Origin of the sequence: Xylophilus ampelinus (genome assembly GCF_003217575.1) — a bacterium.
In the GTDB taxonomy this organism is placed as follows: domain Bacteria; phylum Pseudomonadota; class Gammaproteobacteria; order Burkholderiales; family Burkholderiaceae_C; genus Xylophilus; species Xylophilus ampelinus.
The window spans coordinates 1-1,125 of sequence record NZ_QJTC01000063.1; the positions used below are offsets into that span (position 1 = coordinate 1).

Below are 1,125 nucleotides of genomic sequence, written 5' to 3' on the forward strand. Positions count from 1 at the left end.
TACGTGAAGTCCGAGACCCACAGTTGGTTCGGCCGCTCCGCCCGGAACTGCCGGTTGACCCGGTCCAGCGGACACGGCGCCTTGGCGTCCCCAACAGTGGTGCGCAACACCTTGCCTCGCATGACATCGCGAAGCCCCATCCGGCGCATCGAGCGCTCGACTGTGCAACGGGCCACTGTCACGCCTTCGCGAGCCAATTGCCGCCAAACCTTGTCTGCACCGTAGACCTGCATGTTGGCCTGCCAGACGCGTTGAATCTCTGGTGCCAGCACCTCTTCGCGAAGGGCCCGGGCACAGCGTTTATGAGGCTCGCGAAGCAGCGCTGCATGTCTTCGATAAGCCGACGGGGCGACCTGCAATACTTTGCAGAGCGGCTCGACCCCGAAGGCCTCGCGATGCCGGTCGATGAAGTTCTTCAGGACTTGAGTCGGCGGTCGAGCTCCGCCTGGGCGAAAAACGCGCTGGCCAACTTCAATATCTCGTTGGCCCTGCGCAGTTCCTTGACCTCGCGCGAATGGCTAGAGGCCAATTCTCATAAGGGACTCCCGTCTGGCATTCCTCCGGTGCTGGCCATGCAGGCGAAAGTGACAAGATGAGAAAACCCACCGCCGCAAAATAACAATTTTTTATTATTGCTTTTATGGATTTACTGCTAAGTGACCGCCGCTCACGATCTCTACCCCCCGTGATCGGGTTAATCGCTTGACCAAAAGTTTGTGTCATATATCACTGTTCGGTTTTAAATCCGACAGATTTTTTAAGTATTTAAACCGCCCACTTTTTAGATCGGCGCCAAACAAAGCTCCAAAATACAATAGTTTTTCATAATCAATTGCACTTAAAGATACCTCACCTCCACATAAATAATCACATAACGTTTCAAATGCCAAGCGATTTTCCCCATGGATAAAATATTCCAATGCTAAAGAAAATTCATTTTCGCAAAGCTTATCCTCCAACAAAGAGATTAAGCTTTTAATTTCCAATTCATAATCCATCTTTATTATTTTTAATTGGCTTCAAATTAATACTAGTGTGGTGTCTCAAAAATAAGCCGAACTAAGTTGACGAATGGTTATCCATGAGTTTCCAAGTCCAGGAAACTACAAAGATGACCAGATCAGG

At 49.8% G+C, this 1,125-nt stretch carries 1 protein-coding gene, 1 pseudogene and 1 other annotated feature; the gene and the pseudogene both read right to left on the minus strand.

The genetic code is table 11. From position 1 onward, the window contains the following. A pseudogene (locus DFQ15_RS16840) lies at positions 1-511 on the minus strand (IS3 family transposase); the annotation flags it as partial. Continuing rightward, positions 345-461, minus strand: a sequence feature (AL1L pseudoknot). It overlaps the preceding pseudogene by 117 nt. Before the next feature lie 208 nt (positions 512-719). Continuing rightward, complete coding sequence (locus DFQ15_RS17310; protein WP_146228797.1) at positions 720-998, minus strand: MafI family immunity protein; 279 nt, start codon at positions 996-998, stop codon at positions 720-722. Between the last annotated feature and the right edge of the window lie 127 nt (positions 999-1,125).

What these genes read in the sequence shown, in the direction of transcription:
- DFQ15_RS17310 (WP_146228797.1), bottom strand. Translation starts at nt 998, where the DNA reads ATGGATTATGAATTGGAAATTAAAAGCTTAATCTCTTTGTTGGAGGAT.